At 67.8% G+C, this 14,836-nt stretch carries 10 protein-coding genes and 2 pseudogenes; 11 read left to right on the forward strand and 1 reads right to left on the reverse strand.

Annotated elements, in window-relative coordinates:
• Positions 1-300 precede the first annotated feature (300 nt).
• From ABZ441_RS29155 to ABZ441_RS29175, 5 genes and pseudogenes are all read left to right on the forward strand, one after another.
• Positions 301-1,728: a helix-turn-helix transcriptional regulator gene (locus ABZ441_RS29155; protein ID WP_358979606.1), complete on the forward strand. Its 1,428-nt coding sequence runs from the start codon at positions 301-303 to the stop codon at positions 1,726-1,728.
• 29 nt (positions 1,729-1,757) lie between these two features.
• A pseudogene (locus tag ABZ441_RS29160) lies at positions 1,758-2,944 on the forward strand (dihydrofolate reductase family protein).
• 299 nt (positions 2,945-3,243) lie between these two features.
• Positions 3,244-3,408, forward strand: a pseudogene (locus tag ABZ441_RS29165) (integrase); the annotation flags it as partial.
• A gap of 5 nt (positions 3,409-3,413) precedes the next feature.
• On the forward strand, positions 3,414-3,614 hold the full coding sequence (locus tag ABZ441_RS29170) for a 3-hydroxyacyl-CoA dehydrogenase family protein (RefSeq protein ID WP_352261401.1): 201 nt from the start codon (positions 3,414-3,416) through the stop codon (positions 3,612-3,614).
• A 406-nt stretch (positions 3,615-4,020) separates the two neighbouring features.
• Positions 4,021-5,133 (forward strand): acetate/propionate family kinase, encoded by a 1,113-nt coding sequence (locus ABZ441_RS29175; protein WP_358979608.1) that lies wholly within the window; start codon positions 4,021-4,023, stop codon positions 5,131-5,133.
• Positions 5,134-5,510: 377 nt separating this feature from the next.
• On the opposite strand, the gene ABZ441_RS29180 is transcribed toward ABZ441_RS29175, so the two are convergent.
• A complete protein-coding gene (locus ABZ441_RS29180; RefSeq protein WP_358979610.1) occupies positions 5,511-7,145 on the reverse strand; it encodes a helix-turn-helix domain-containing protein in 1,635 nt (544 codons plus the stop codon).
• Between the two features lie 703 nt (positions 7,146-7,848).
• Between ABZ441_RS29180 and dnaK the strand changes: the two genes are divergently transcribed.
• The 6 genes from dnaK to trxA are packed head-to-tail and all read left to right on the forward strand — an operon-like array spanning position 7,849 to position 14,812.
• On the forward strand, positions 7,849-9,747 hold the full coding sequence (dnaK, locus tag ABZ441_RS29185; RefSeq protein WP_352261360.1) for a molecular chaperone DnaK: 1,899 nt from the start codon (positions 7,849-7,851) through the stop codon (positions 9,745-9,747).
• 7 nt (positions 9,748-9,754) lie between these two features.
• Entirely contained in the window at positions 9,755-10,360 is a 606-nt protein-coding gene (locus ABZ441_RS29190) for a nucleotide exchange factor GrpE (protein ID WP_355771386.1), read from the forward strand.
• A 6-nt stretch (positions 10,361-10,366) separates the two neighbouring features.
• Positions 10,367-11,320 carry a J domain-containing protein gene (locus ABZ441_RS29195; RefSeq protein ID WP_329022968.1) on the forward strand — a complete coding sequence of 318 codons (954 nt, stop codon included), beginning with the start codon at positions 10,367-10,369 and terminating at the stop codon, positions 11,318-11,320.
• Positions 11,317-11,727, forward strand: a complete 411-nt coding sequence (locus ABZ441_RS29200) for a chaperone modulator CbpM (protein ID WP_329022970.1) — start codon at positions 11,317-11,319, stop codon at positions 11,725-11,727. The genes ABZ441_RS29195 and ABZ441_RS29200 overlap by 4 nt, the downstream gene beginning before the upstream one ends.
• Positions 11,718-14,357: an ATP-dependent chaperone ClpB gene (clpB, locus tag ABZ441_RS29205; protein ID WP_352261363.1), complete on the forward strand. Its 2,640-nt coding sequence runs from the start codon at positions 11,718-11,720 to the stop codon at positions 14,355-14,357. The genes ABZ441_RS29200 and clpB overlap by 10 nt, the downstream gene beginning before the upstream one ends.
• Positions 14,354-14,812, forward strand: coding sequence for a thioredoxin (trxA, locus tag ABZ441_RS29210; protein WP_352261364.1), 459 nt, complete (start codon positions 14,354-14,356; stop codon positions 14,810-14,812). The genes clpB and trxA overlap by 4 nt, the downstream gene beginning before the upstream one ends.
• Positions 14,813-14,836: the final 24 nt, after the last annotated feature.

Consider the following 14,836-nt stretch of genomic DNA (forward strand, 5'->3'; position numbering starts at 1 on the left):
GTGTCTTCATGGTTGCCTTCCCCTAGATCGAGCTCAGCCCGCGCAGGGCTCATCCGACGGTTGCGCAATGCGTTCGGTCCGACCGACCACTACGTTCGCTACTGACGTGAATCAGGTCCGTGCCAGGCGCCGTTCGGATACCGTGTGATCAGCTCGTACCGACGATGAAAGCGGTACGGAACCTCGGTGGGCAGGCCCTGGATGGAGCCTCACACGCTGGCTCCGCAGGCCCCATGGAGAGCCGCCCCTGTCGCTGACATCGACCGCGGGTGAACGGAAGTCCACGGTGGAGGAGGAAGCGTGGGGCAGCAGCCGAACGAGCTGACTCCGGACGCCGGCCCATGGCACCGCTGGGGTTACGAGCTACGCCAGTTCCGCGAAGCCCGTCTGCTGTCGCAGCAGGCTCTGGCTCGCCGGGCGTTGATCGACCGTTCACATCTCGGGCGCTTCGAGCGCGCTGAACGTCCCGTCCCGAAACATGCGGCCATCGCTCTCGACGACGTCCTCGATGCCGCCGGTGCATTGGTTCGTGGCTGGGACAGCGCGGAGCGCGAGGCCCCCCAGGACTGCTCTGTCCCGGTGTCCAGAGCCGGGACAGCGACTCATGGGGCCAGGACACGGGGTCATGGGGCCAGCGCCCCGGAGACCCTGGCCATGAACGCGGTCGTGCGGGCAGGCTCGCTTGGAGACGACACGGACACGGTCGTCGTCCCCGCCCGCATCCACGGAAGGATCCTCTTCGTGCCCGTGCCCCGCCGCGTTGTTCTCGCATCAGGGATCGCCAGCCTGGCTGCGACAGCCATGCCGGCCGCGAGGCCGGCGGCTGCCACCGAACTCGCCGACATGGGGTCTCCCTTCGAGCACTTCGCGCAACTCCGCCGGGTCATGATCCAGACCGACAACCTCATCGGCCCCCGGCACGTGTTGCCCGCCCTGCAACAACACCTCGTCTCCCTTGCCACAAGACGTCGATCCGCTCGTGGCACCGACGCCATCGAGCTTCTCGCCTTGGAGACGCGATACGAAGAGCTGGCAGGCTGGTTCGCCCAGGACATCGGCGACGAGCGCACCGCCCACGGCCACACCGCGAAAGCACTGGACGCTTCCCACATCACCGGCGACACCGATCTCACCGCGTACATCCTCGGCCGTAAGGCACAGCTCGCGGTCGACACCGGTCATCCTGCCGACGCTCTCGGCCTCGCCGCAGCCGCCCGACGCACCGCCCGACCCGGGAGCCGCCTCGAAGTCATCGCCGTTCTGCACGAGGCCCACGCGCGTGCCGTACTCGGTGAAGGCAGCGAAGCCCACAGGGCTTACGACACCGCGCTTGCTCTCCTCGGTTGCGCGGGCTCCGACGGTGTCTGGGGTTCCTGGCTCGATGCGGCGTACATCAGCACCGCCCGAGCTCGCTCCCTCGCCGTGCTCGGCGAGTATGAGCAGGCCGCGGCAGGCTTCGACAGCGCCCTCGCAATGCTCCCGTCTGCATATCGCCGGGACCGCGGTGTCTACCTAGCTCGCGCTGCACGTGCCCATGCGGGCACAGGCAACGTGACCCTCGCTGCCCGAATCGGTGGGCAGGCCGTCGGGATCGCCGCCGAGACCGGATCTGCCCGCATCTTCGGACAGCTCGACCGGCTCGACCAGGCACTGGCCCCCGCAACCGGCGAGGACGGCGTCGCCGAGTTCCGCGCCTCACTCGACCGTATCGTTCTGCATCCCGCCTGACTCACCCGCGTACACCGCCTGGAGATACCGTGCCCCGCCCGTACGTCCTGTTGTCCGCAGCTGTATCGATCGACGGTCACCTCGACACCCGCCCGGGCGAGGACCGGCTCCTGCTCTCCAACAAGGAGGACTTCGAACGCGTCGACTCCGTACGAGCCAGTGTCGACGCGATCCTTGTCGGCGCCGGCACACTCCGCGCCGACAACCCCCGCCTCCTCGTCAACTCGGCGGAACGCAGGGCGTCCCGGGTCGCCGCCGGTGAGCCGGAGTACCCGCTGAAGGTCACCATCACAGGAACGGGCAACCTTGATCCCGGCTGGAAGTTCTGGCACCACGGCGGAGACAAGCTCGTCCTGGCCGTGGGCCACGAGGCCACCGCGAAAGCTCGCGCCAACCTCGGTGACCTGGCTACCGTTCAGAGCGTGCCCGCCGAGGCCGTATGGTCGGCCGCGCTCGACATCCTCGGCGACGAATACGCCGCAAAGCGGCTCATGGTCGAAGGCGGTGGCACCGTTCACACACAGCTCCTCGAAGCAGCTCTTGCCGACGAACTCCAACTCGTCATCGCCCCGCTCTTGGTCGGCCAGTTCGATGCGGTAAGGATGCTCGGCCCCGCGAGCTACCCTGGCGGCCCCGCCGCCCGCCTCCGGCTCCTGGAGGCCCGCCAGATCGGTGACGTGGTACTCCTGAGGTACGCCCCCAAGGACACTTCGACGGAGCCCCGATGAGCACCACCCCTTCAGCCGGCGCCCCCGGCACCGGCCGCGAGCCCAACAGCGCAGACCGGAACTGGCTCGCCCTCGCCTGTGAGCTGGCCGCCCTCTGCCCACCTTCGGAGACCGCCTTCAGCGTGGGGGCGGTCATCGTCGCGGCCGACGGGACCGAACTCGCCCGCGGCTACTCCCGCGAGAACGGCCCCCACGACCACGCCGAGGAAGGCGCCCTCGCCAAGCTCCCCGCCGAGGACGCCCGGCTCGCCACCGCCACGATCTACAGCTCCCTGGAGCCCTGCGCCAGGCGCGCGTCCCGACCTCGTCCCTGCGCCCAGCTCATCCGCGACGTGGGCCTTCGCCGCGTCGTCACCGCTTGGAACGAGCCCGACACCTTCGTCGCCGACGCCGAAGGCACCGAGACCCTCGAGGACGCCGGGGTGGCTGTCGTCGCACTGCCCGAATACTCGAACGCCGCGCAGGCACCCAACCTGCACCTACTCTGACAACCCGGGGCGGGAAGGCCCGCCATAGGGAACTAATGGTGCAAGCGACGGGCTCGAGCAGCATTCCGGCGGGAACCTCTATGTTCGAAGAAAAGTCTGGCCGTGTCGCCTTCCCTCACTATCCGTTACGCACGGTAGAGAGATGCAAGGGCTTCACCTCCACCGCATAGCCCGTTCAGGTCATCAAGAAAACAGTTCATCGCGGCCGTGGTTGCCCGTCGTCCGTTTGGCCAGATCGGCAACCTCTACAGGACACGTGTCCCGCAGGGATCCTGGGCCCACCGCACAATCTTCAAACCATCCTGCGCCATACCTTCGCAAGCGTGCAGTTGGAGGCAGGCGAGTCCATCGTGAGCGTGGCGACCTGGCTGGGGTGCTCCTCCCCGAAGGTCACCCTCGACTACTACGCACACTTCATGCCTGGCGCAGGCAAGCGCGGGCTGGCCGCGATGGATACGTGGCTCGTGTGATGCAGGATCGAAAGTCCCCGAGAAGTCCCTGGCGCTGGCAAAGCCGCCGCACAGCCAACGAAAGCGCAGCTCACAGGGCTACACGCAGCGCCGACCAGTTGTACGCGCACCTGTACGCCGCTCCCCCGCTGCTCCCCCGGATGGTGGACGCGGGCCGGCTCGGCCGCAAGACCGGCTTGGGGTTCTACCTGTACGACTGAACACCCGTCCGCGGGCCCGGCGCTCACGCAAATGCTCGTCTGCTACTGCCAGTCCGACACCTGCCGGAGCGCTGTCGAGCGACTGCGCGGATGGGCCCGCCCGAAGCCCTGGGCCTTTCAGTGCCGTCGCAGCCGTCCCTGTTTGCACTGCGAACTCGCTCAGATTTCCCTCCGGCAGAGCTGAGAAGGCATGAATAGTCCCTGACGACTTAGACCCGAGAGCTACGCATATGCCCAGGTCTGATTGCCAGGCCGATAATGCTGGTCTCTGCAGGACCCGCTCAGCGGACCATTCTGTTTTCACTGCGGTCGGATCGGGTACTCAATGCCGGGGCGTGGAGCCCCGTTACGAAGTCATGAATCCTCTTTCGAGGGATGCTCGCGGAACGAGGGAGAGGATCGGCGTGTGCGTACACGAACCAGCCCGGTACTGGTGGCTGATGCGGGGTCATCGAGCCTGCGCCTGACGGTCTTCGGCGACGGTGGTCAAGTCCTTAACGAACACCACAGTGACTCTCCGCCTGGCGAGGGGGCCACCGAAGCGCTGCGGCAGTTGCTGGAGGAAGGACCGGCTTCTGCGGCTGCGGGTCACCGCATCGTCCACGGCGGATCTGAGCTGCGCAGCCACACTCTGCTGGACGACGCTGTGCGGGCCCGCTTGAACCGGGTGGCAGACCTCGCGCCATTGCACGTCCCCCAAGCACTGACCGTTCTGGACGCGGCTCGGTCTCTGTTGCCGGGAGTTCCCCACGTCGCCTGCTTCGACACCGTCTTCCACGCCGGCTTACCCGTTGCGGCACGGGAGTACGCGGTACCTTCCAGCTGGCGCGATAAGTACGGACTGCGCCGCTACGGCTTCCACGGCCTGTCCTACGCCTGGGCGCTGGCCCGCACCGCTGAGCTCCTCGGCCGCCGTCCCGAGCAACTGCACCTGGTGATGGTGCACCTTGGCGGTGGCTGCTCCGCCTGCGCGGTGCGTGATGGGCGCAGTGTCGACACGACGATGGGCTTTACGCCCTTGGAGGGTCTGGTGATGAGTCATCGCAGCGGCAGCATCGACCCTGGCGCCCTGACCTGGCTGCTCACACGGAAGAACGTGTCTGCGAACGAGATCGAGGACGCTCTGAACCACAGGTCCGGTCTGCTCGCCCTCTCCGGCACTTCGGACGACACGCGCGACCTGGTCCGCAGCCGGGCGGCAGGCGACGAGCGCGCCGCACTCGCCCTTGACGTCTTCACCCACCAGTGCCGTCGCGGCATCGCCAGCATGGCCGCATCCTTGAGCCGCCTGGACGCTCTCGTTTTCACCGGCGAGATCGGCGAGGACCAGCCTGAGGTGCGTGAAGAGGTGTGCGCCGGGCTGTCTCTGTTCGGCCTCACGGGCGGCCTGCGACCACTGGTCGCCGAACGTCCCGAAATCATCAGCGAGCCCGGCGCGCGAGTTCCCGTCGTGGTCGTCCCCACCGGAGAGGCTCAGCAGATCAACGTTGAGACCCGGGCTCTCTTGGATCACCCCTGATGCGGGCCGACGCCACCGCCACGTCGGCACCCGGATTGCACACAAAGAGCCTGACGCTTGCGGGGATTTCCGATACTTCGAAGAAGTCTGGGGATCAGGCATGACGAGAGTGCCGGTCAAACAGCGGCCACGATGTACCGGCTCTTGGGGACGTGTTGTATGAACGGTGCTCAGCCTGGGGTCGTGCCCTGCTGCCGCTTTCGCAACCAGCAGACAGCGAAGGCGTCGTGGGCAGCGGGCGAACACGCTGCTGCGCAGTCACGAGACCGGCGGGAGCGCGGGCCGGGCCTGCATCCGACGCCCGGACGCACACATCACCGTCGAAGGAGCCGGCTCCCGGGCGGGGTAATGCGCTTGCCCAGCTCTTGTACGAGGCATCAGCCGGATCCGCCCAGCACGATCTTCCACACTCGGGTCGCCACCTGGAGGTTGAGCCGGTCCTCGACGTTCGCGAGGTCGTTGCCGCTGATCTCGCGGATGCGCTGGAGTCTGTAGCGCAGCGTGCTGCGGTGGATGGCGAGGGATGCGGCCGTCTCGTCGTAGTTGCCGCCGCAGTCGAAGTACCGGGCCAAGGTCTCCGCCATGGTCGAGTTGTTTCGGGCGTCGTAGTCGAGGAGTTGCCCGAGCCACTCGTGGACGAACGCCTCCAGTTCCCGGAAATCGTTGCCAGGCCCCAGGATGCGATAGAGGCCGAGTTGGTCGAAGAACGTCGTGCCGTATCGCTTGCGGGAGTGGCGGCGCACTTCCAGGGCGCGCTGCGCCTCCTGATAGTGCTGGGGGATGTCGTTGGGGGAATCACACCGGGCGCTCACGCCGATGCTCCCGGACGGCGCCCCCGTTTCCAGGATGAGCTCCTCGTACAGCGCTCGAGCGTGCGGCCTGTCGTCAGCGAGCAGGATCACGTGATCGGCACGCCGGGTCAGCAGCGAGCGCATGCCCACGGCAGAGGCCGCCCGGCCCACGGTCTGGGCGAAGGAATCGTCCGCAGTCCGGTCCGACCACTGCACCACCACGATGTAGTGGACGCGATGCAGGTCGTGTCCGACGGCCTCGGACCTGGCGTAGGCGCTGGTCTCGTCCGTTCCTGCCAGTAGGTCGTCGGCCAGCTCGCGGTGCAGCCTCAGTTCCACTTCGGCCAGGTTGCGCAGGTGCGCCAGCTCCGGGGCGAGCGACGTGGCGGCCTGTTCCAACGCGAGCACGGTGTGCTCGTCTGCCTGGCACTGGGGATCGACCAAGGCCAACATGCCCAGAACCTCGCCATGCGGGCGGACCAGAGCGATCAGTCGGCCCTTGATCCGCGCCGGCCCGGCCTCCCGGGCGGCGGCGTTCAGCAGTGCGTTCTGGCGCGCGGGGTCCGGTTCCGGATAGGGGTCGGGCCGGCTGGGTCCTGCCCAGGACCTCAGCCGGCCGAAGCGGTCCTCGACCAGGGCGGGGAGTCCGGTCAGGTCGTGCAGTGCGCGAGTGACGGCCTCCTCGTCACCGCCCAAGGCGGCGACCTCGGCCATGAGTGCGTGTACAGCACGCCGGTACGCCAGCTCAGCCGCGACGGCGATCAGCTGCCGCTGGAGGGCTGCGCGTTCCTCCCTGAGCCGGTGCAGCTCCAGCGCCTCCTCGCGGCGGCGGCGGTATGCGAAGGCGACCGACAGCGCAGCAGCCGTGTGCCGGATGAGTGTGGCGAGCAGGGACCGCTCGGCTTCGGTGGGCCGGGTGCGGGACGTCACTACGAGGTAACCGTGCAGTCCCTCAGATCCGCGCAGACCAAGGGCTTGGCCCCAAGGACTGCCGGGGACGGCCACGGGACCGTCCTGCCCAGCGAGGTTTCGCACTCTCCGGGCCACGGTCAGGGAGTGATCCTTGCGGTTCCCCGGGCTGGGGACCATGTCACCGTCCGCTTGGATGAGGTAACCGGCCTCGGCGCTGTAAGGCCCGGCGGCGGCTATGTGGTCCATGGCCAGGCGCAGGATCTCGCTTTCGTCCGGGGTGTCGAACAGGGTGCGGGACAGCACCGTCATTTCCTGGAGGGCACGGTCGGCGGAGGCTGGTGGATGGGGTTCTCTGAGAGCGGCTGCGGGAGGCCGCCGGATGCCGTCCCCCGACAAGCTGCCCTCCCTGTCGGAGTGGCGGTTCAGATTGTCCGGCCGACTCTTGCCCATGGCACCACTTCCGGGCTGTCGGAGGGCCAGGCGAGCACTGTTGCGGCTACTGCCCGCAAGCCACCCCACGCATTATGTCCGTATTTCACTCTAGTACTCGTAGGGTGATCGGGCTCGTGCATTTCTGTCCGGCCAGGCGCAGGCGAAGAGCCACTCGGCTCGACATGCTGGGTTGCGTTCGAAGGCCTCCGCGTGTGGACGGGCAGGAGAAGCGGGAGCTATGACTGAGCAGCAATGCAGGTCGGTTGCCTTGTACGAGGCGCACTGTCCGGGCTTGTGATTGTGAACCGCCCAGGCTCGGCCCCCTCGGTCTTGCCTCTCGCGCTTGCGAGCTGATCGTGAGGGTGTTGGTCACATAGCTGTTCTGCATGCACCTGTCGTTGTGCGCTGTGCAGGTGCGGCTGCCAGGGCTGTTCATGGCCCTGCCTGACGCAGCCGACCCAGTACGACATGCAGTGACGTGCACATGGCACGCTGCGGGCCATTCGCGGAGGTCCTATCCGTAACTGAACGAAAGTGAACCGGGAATCGGCGCAGGCCGCAGCACCGGGAGGAGTTCCTCATGGCCAGGGCAGTGGGTATAGACCTGGGTACCACCAACTCGGTGATCGCCGTGTGGGAGGGCGGCGAGCCGTCCGTTGTGCCCAACACCGAGGGCAACCGGACGACGCCGTCCGTGGTGGGCTTCACCGACACCGGGGAGCGACTGGTGGGCCAGATGGCCCGGCGCCAGGCGATCCTCAACCCCAAGGGCACCATCTACTCGGCCAAGCGATTCATAGGCCGGCACTTCGACGAGATCTCCGACGAGGCGAAAGCGGTGGCGTACGACGTCGTCGAGGGCGACGGCGGGGCGGCCCGCTTCAAGGTGCGCGACAAGCTGTACGCGCCTGAGGAAATCAGCGCACAGGTGCTGCGCAAACTCGCCGACGACGCCTCCAAGCAGATGGGTGAGCGCGTGACGGAGGCGGTCATCACGGTGCCCGCCTACTTCAACGACGCCCAGCGCACCGCCACCAAGGATGCCGGTCGGATCGCGGGTCTGGAGGTGCTGCGGATCATCAACGAGCCGACTGCGGCCGCCCTCGCATACGGCATGGACAAGAAGCAGCACGAGACCGTCCTCGTCTTCGACCTGGGCGGCGGCACCTTCGACGTGAGCATTCTCGATGTCGGCGACGGCGTGGTAGAGGTGCGCTCCACCGCGGGGGACAGCCACCTGGGCGGCGACGACTTCGACCGGCGCCTGGTGGACCATCTCGCAGACGACTTCCAGAAGGAGAACGGCATCGACCTGCGGAATGACCCGCAGGCGCTGCAACGACTGTTCGAGGCGGCGGAGAAGGCCAAGACCGAGCTCAGCTCTGTGACGCAGACGCAGGTCAGCCTGCCGTTCATCACCGCCGACGCCTCGGGCCCCAAACACCTCACCGACTCCGTCATGCGGTCCACATTCGAGCAGATCACCGGCGACCTCGTGGAGCGGTGCCTGGAGCCGGTCCAGCAGGCAATGGCCGACGCCAAGGTCGGTGAGAGCGACATCGACGAGGTCATCCTCGTGGGCGGCTCCACACGCATACCCGCAGTCCAGGCACTGGTGCGCCGGCTGACCGGCGGCAAGGACCCCAATATGAGCGTCAACCCCGACGAGGTCGTGGCCCTGGGCGCCGCGATCCAGGCCGGGGTGCTCAAGGGTGAGGTCAAGGACGTCCTGCTGCTCGATGTCACGCCCCTGTCGCTTGGCCTCGAGACGCGCGGCGGAGTCATGACGAAGATCATCGAGCGGAACACCACCATCCCGGTGCGGCGAACCGAGACGTTCTCCACCGCCGAGGACAACCAGCCGGCCGTCGACGTGGTCGTCCTCCAGGGTGAGCGGGAGCGTGCTGCCGACAACCGGGTGCTCGGCCGATTCCAGCTCACCGACATCCGGCCGGCGCCGCGAGGCGAACCGCAGATCGAGGTCACCTTCGACATCGACGCCAACGGCATCCTCAACGTCAAGGCGCGCGACGGCGACACCGGCAAGGAACAGGGCATCACCATCAGCGAAAGCTCCAACCTGGACCGCGGTGAGGTCGAGCGAATGGTCCAGGAGGCCGAGCGCAACCAGGGCCAGGACCGAGAGCTCCGCGAGGCCGTCGACGCCCGCAACGAGCTCGACGCCGTCGCGTACCAGGTCGAGAAGCGCCTCGCCGAACTGGGCGACGGAGCCCCCGCGCACGAAAAGGCACGCGCCGAGATGCTCGTCTCCGATGCCCGGGCGGCGGTCAAGGAAGAGGCGGGCGTGGAGCGCGTGCGGCCACTGGCCTCCGAACTCCAACAGGTCCTCGCCGGACTGGCTGCCCAGCAGGGGCCCACCGCCACGGGAGACCCGGGTCAGGACTCCTCCACCGGCGCTCCCCCGAGTGATGGCAACGGCGACGACGACGTCATCGACGCAGAATTCGACAAGGGTTGAGGCCGCCATGCCCCGCCACCCCCAAGAACCGGACCGGGCCTCGCCGGCCGAACCGCCCCCGGAAGGTGCCGCACGCCGTCAGAGCGAAGACTCGCAGCAACCCGGCCCGCCACCCCGGCCGCAAGCGACGAACGACGGCCCGCGAACCGACGACACCGGTGCTGCGTCCGCGGTGGACCAGCACACAGCCGCGATGCAAGAACTGGAGGACCGCTGGCGGCGCGCGCTCGCCGACCTCGACAACCTGCGCAAGCGCCACGCGAGGGAACTGGAGCGGGAGCGGACGATCGAGCGTTCGCGTACGGCCGCCGCCTTCCTGCCCGTCCTGGACAACCTCGAACTCGCCCTGTCCCACGCCGACGCCGACTCAGGTGCGGTCGTGGAAGGCGTCCGGGCGGTCCGCGACCAAGCGGTGGGCGTCCTCGAACAGCTCGGCTACCCGCGGCATGCGGAGACCGGAGTGGCCTTCGACCCGGCCCACCACGAGGTGGTGAGCGTGGTCGATGACCCCGACATCGAGCCAGGCACCGTCGTGCAGGTGCTGCGCCCAGGCTACGGCGACGGCGATCGGCAGCTCAGACCAGCCGCCGTGACTGTCGCGAAGCGGGAGTGACCTGTCATGGCACGGGACTTCTACGAAGCGCTGGGAGTGTCGCGGACCGCGAGCCAGGACGAGATCCAGCAGGCATATCGCAAGCTCGCCCGCAAACACCATCCCGACGTCAACAAGGACCCGGCGGCGGAGGAACGCTTCAAGGACCTCAACGAGGCGTACAGCGTCCTGTCCGACCCGAAGACCCGGGCACGCTACGACCGCTTCGGCGAGGACTTCCGCAAGATCCCCGAAGACTTCGACGACCGGGTCGCGGCCGGAGCGGGCAGCGGATTCCGTACCCAGCGGACCGCAGGCGCCGGCGGCCCCCGAGTCCGGTACACCACCGGCTTCGGGGATGACTTCTCGGCCGAGGATGTGAACATCGAGGACCTGCTCGGGTCGCTCTTCGGTGCAGGCGCCGGCTCCGCCGGCGTACCGGGAGCCGACCAGGAGGCCGAACTGCCGCTCACCGTCGAGGAGGCGTACAAGGGCGGCCGCCGTACCGTCACACTGGCCGGGCCCACCGGGCAGCCGCGGCGCTACGAGGTCGACGTCCCGCCGGGCGTCACAGACGGGCAGCGCATCCGGCTGGCGGGAGAGGGCGGGCGGGGCAGTGGTGCCGCACCCGCGGGCGACTTGCACCTGCGGGTGCGGATCCAGTCCCATCCTCAGTTCCGGCTGGACGGCCGCGATGTCCACGTGCAGGTCCCGGTCACCCCGTGGGAGGCGGCCCTGGGTGCGACCGTGCCGGTACCCACCCCGGGCGGTGGCACAGCCAAGGTCACCGTGCCTGCCGGCTCGTCCAGCGGCCGTCGGCTGCGGCTGCGCGGAGAGGGCATGCCGAACCCGCGCGGTGCCAGCGGCGACCTGTACGCCGAACTCCGCGTCATGGTGCCACCCACACTTGGCGACCGGGAGCGTGAACTGTTCGAGGAGCTCGCCGCGACCTCCTCGTTCGACCCAAGGAGGACGCGATGAACGACCGACCCACGGGAGCGGCAGGCATCGGCCGGTCCGGTGCAGGCGCCCGCCCGGTTCAGCCGGTCACCTATGTCGCCACCGCTTCGCCGGCTGCCCGTTATGCGCTCGTTCCCGCCCCAAGACTTTCGTTGGAGGCCGTGGCCCGTCGATCGGGTCTCCATCCTGATCTGGTCCGCAGGTTCGTCGCCCTCGGGCTGGTCGACGCCGAACGCGATGCCGTCGGCCACCTGGTCTTCGACCGCGACGCCCCAGCGGTACTCGCCCGCATCCAGCGGCTGCGATCCGGGCTCTGCCTCAATTACGCATCCATCGGCCTGGTGCTCGACCTGCTCGACCGCATCAGCCTGCTCGAAACCGCCCTGCGTGGCCGCGGAACGAGGAGTGATACACCCCCATGGACATGAACCGTCTCACACAGAAATCCCAGGAAGCCCTCCAAGAGGCCCAGTCAGCGGCCGGCCGGATGGGGCAGACCGAAGTGGACGGCGAACACCTGCTGCTCGCACTCCTCGATCAGGAGAACGGTCTGATCCCACGGCTGCTACCGCAGACCGGAACCGATCCGGAGGAACTGCGCGCGGCCGTGCGCGGGGAACTCTCCCGCCGCCCGAAGGTCACCGGCCCCGGTGCGGCACCCGGCCAGGTCTTCGTCACTCAGCGCCTCGCGGGCCTGCTCGACGCCGCGGAACGCGAGGCCAAACGCCTCAAGGACGAGTACGTGTCCGTGGAGCACCTCCTGCTCGCCCTGGCTGAAGAGGGGACATCAACAGCCGCCGGACGCCTGCTCAACCAGGCAGGGATCACGAGGGACACGTTCCTGGGCGCACTCACCCAGGTCCGCGGCAATCAGCGTGTCACGTCCGCCAATCCCGAGGTGGCCTACGAAGCTCTGGAGAAGTACGGCCGCGATCTCGTCGCCGAGGCCAAGGAAGGCAGGCTCGACCCGGTCATCGGCCGGGACGCCGAGATTCGCCGCGTCACCCAGATCCTGAGCCGCAAGTCCAAGAACAACCCGGTCCTCATCGGAGACCCCGGCGTCGGCAAGACCGCCATCATCGAGGGCCTCGCCCAGCGCATCGTCCGCGGCGACGTGCCTGAGGGCCTTCGCGACAAGATCGTGTTCGCCCTCGACATGGGTTCTCTGGTCGCCGGTGCCAAATACCGAGGCGAGTTCGAGGAACGCCTCAAGGCCGTGCTCAGCGAGGTCAAGGCTGCGCAAGGCGGCATCTTGCTCTTCGTCGACGAACTGCACACCGTTGTCGGTGCGGGCGCCGCCGAAGGGGCCATGGACGCGGGGAACATGCTCAAGCCGATGCTTGCCCGCGGCGAACTCCACATGATCGGCGCCACCACCCTCGACGAGTACCGCAAACACATCGAAAAGGACGCAGCGCTCGAACGACGATTCCAGCAGGTCCTGGTCGACGAGCCCAGCCTTGAGGACGCCATCTCCATCCTGCGTGGACTGCGTGAGCGCTTGGAAGTCTTCCACGGCGTCAAGATCCAGGACACCGCGCTGGTCTCCGCCGCCACCCTCAGCCACCGCTACATCACCGATCGATTCCTGCCCGACAAGGCCATCGACCTCGTCGACGAGGCATGCGCCCGGCTGCGTACCGAGATCGACTCCATGCCTGCCGAACTCGACGAGATCACCCGCCGCGTCACCCGTCTGGAGATCGAGGAAGCAGCCCTCTCCAAGGAGACCGACCCCGCCAGCAGAACCCGCCTGGAGGAGCTGCGCAAGGAACTGGCCGACCTGCGCGGTGAGGCCGACGCCAAACACGCTCAGTGGGAGGCCGAACGGCAGGCGATCCGGCGTGTGCAGGAACTGCGCCAGGAACAGGAGCAGGTCCGCCAGGAGGCGGAGGAAGCCGAACGCGCCTACGACCTCAACCGCGCCGCCGAACTCCGATACGGCCGCCTCAGGGATTTGGAGCGCCGACTCGCAGCGGAGGAGGAGCAGCTGGCCACCAGGCAGGGGCAGAACCGGTTGCTGCGCGAGGTGGTCACAGAGGAGGAGATCGCAGACATCGTCGCTGCCTGGACCGGCATCCCGGTCGCCCGCCTGCAGGAAGGTGAACGCGACAAGCTGCTGCGCCTCGACGAGATTCTTCGCGAGCGCGTCGTCGGCCAGGACGAGGCCGTCCAGCTCGTCGCCGACGCAATCATCCGAGCCCGCTCCGGCATCCGCGACCCTCGCCGCCCCATCGGTTCCTTCATCTTCCTCGGCCCCACCGGCGTCGGAAAGACCGAGCTGACGAAGACCCTCGCCCGGGCGCTGTTCGACTCCGAGGACAACATGGTGCGCCTCGACATGAGTGAGTACCAGGAGCGGCACACCGTCAGCAGGCTCATGGGCGCACCACCCGGATACGTCGGCTACGAAGAAGGCGGCCAACTCACTGAGGCCGTGCGCCGCAAGCCGTACTCGGTTGTGCTGTTCGACGAGATCGAGAAGGCGCACAGTGACGTCTTCAACACTCTGCTGCAGATCCTCGATGACGGCCGCATCACCGATGCTCAGGGCCGCACAGTCAACTTCCGCAACACCGTGATCATCATGACGTCCAACATCGGCTCCGAGCACCTCCTCGACGGCGCCACCGCCGAGGGTGAGATCAAGCCTGACGCCCGCGCCCTGGTGATGGGCGAGCTACGCGGGCACTTCCGGCCGGAGTTCCTCAACCGCGTCGATGACATCGTGCTGTTCAAGCCGCTGGGTGAGCGGCAGATTGAACGAATCGTGGAGCTGCAGTTCGACGAACTGCGGCAGCGGCTGGCGGAGCGCCGAATTAACGTAGAACTCACCGATGCGGCCCGAGAGGTGATTTCACACCAGGGCTACGACCCGGTGTACGGGGCCCGGCCTCTGCGGCGATATATCTCCCACGAGGTCGAGACGCTGGTCGGGCGTGCCCTTCTGCGCGGCGACGTCCAAGACGGCGCGACGGTCCGCGTCGACGCCGAACACGGTGAGCTGGTGGTCACCTACGACCAGTTGGAAGAGGCCCGGGAAGCGAGGGCAGCGTGAACACCACACGGACAACGACGGTGACCTGCCCGCACTGCGGACGCGACAACCGTATTCCTGTTGCCGCCGAAGGGCGCCCCAAATGCGGAAACTGCAAGCAGCCGCTGCCCTGGGTCGTCGACGCGGGTGACGACGACTACGCCGAAGTCGCCGACAGCGCCGTCCAACCTGTCGTCGTCGACCTCTGGGCCACGTGGTGCGGTCCCTGCCGCATGGTCAGCCCCGCCCTCGAACAGGTAGCCCGCGACCTCGCCGGACGGATCAAGCTCGTCAAGGTCGACATCGACAAGAACCCGGGACTCAGTCGGCGCTTCGAGGTCCAGGCAGTGCCAACGCTACTCGTCCAGGACCAGGGTGAGACGGTCGCCCGACAGGCAGGTGCGGCACCGGCGCACGTCCTGCGTCAGTGGGTCGAACAGGCCCTGGAAGGCCGGCAGACCACTGCGGGGCGGTGAGTCACCTGGCCCGGCCACCACAGG

Source organism: Streptomyces sp. NPDC005752 (assembly GCF_040630715.1).
GTDB lineage: Bacteria > Actinomycetota > Actinomycetes > Streptomycetales > Streptomycetaceae > Streptomyces.

Excerpts from the sequence above, each read along its gene's own strand:
- ABZ441_RS29170 (WP_352261401.1), top strand. The coding sequence starts at position 3,414 with ATGCAGGATCGAAAGTCCCCGAGAAGTCCCTGGCGCTGGCAAAGCCGC.
- ABZ441_RS29180 (WP_358979610.1), bottom strand. The coding sequence starts at position 7,145 with ATGACGGTGCTGTCCCGCACCCTGTTCGACACCCCGGACGAAAGCGAG.
- dnaK (WP_352261360.1), top strand. The coding sequence starts at position 7,849 with ATGGCCAGGGCAGTGGGTATAGACCTGGGTACCACCAACTCGGTGATC.
- ABZ441_RS29190 (WP_355771386.1), top strand. The coding sequence starts at position 9,755 with ATGCCCCGCCACCCCCAAGAACCGGACCGGGCCTCGCCGGCCGAACCG.
- ABZ441_RS29195 (WP_329022968.1), top strand. The coding sequence starts at position 10,367 with ATGGCACGGGACTTCTACGAAGCGCTGGGAGTGTCGCGGACCGCGAGC.
- ABZ441_RS29200 (WP_329022970.1), top strand. The coding sequence starts at position 11,317 with ATGAACGACCGACCCACGGGAGCGGCAGGCATCGGCCGGTCCGGTGCA.
- clpB (WP_352261363.1), top strand. The coding sequence starts at position 11,718 with ATGGACATGAACCGTCTCACACAGAAATCCCAGGAAGCCCTCCAAGAG.